Here is a 248-nt window from a genome sequence, read left to right as displayed (position 1 = left end):
TGTGAGGTCTTATTCTATGTATCGAATTTGATTAAAGTTATCTTACGGAAGGCGGTCAAGTTATCTGGAGAAACTTCTCAGTAATTGTTATGTTATATCGTATCAATAATGAGTGGCTATATTACTCGACATTTGGACATCGATATCATGGATAAAATTAAACAAGTCTTGCTGGTTGCGGGAACACACGGCAATGAGCTCTCAGGTATTTACCTAAATAAGCTGATCAAAGAGGGCATGTATGGAGC

Annotated in this window: 1 pseudogene; it reads left to right on the top strand. The window is 37.5% G+C overall.

The features are described 5' to 3' along the window. Positions 1-147 precede the first annotated feature (147 nt). A pseudogene (locus tag AB4486_RS28670) lies at positions 148-248 on the top strand (aspartoacylase); the annotation flags it as partial.

It is taken from the genome of Vibrio sp. 10N.222.55.C6 (assembly GCF_041473395.1).
Classification (GTDB): domain Bacteria; phylum Pseudomonadota; class Gammaproteobacteria; order Enterobacterales; family Vibrionaceae; genus Vibrio; species Vibrio crassostreae_C.
The sequence above is the reverse complement of the archived record's forward strand: the minus strand, read 5'-3'. Positions and strand labels throughout refer to the sequence as shown.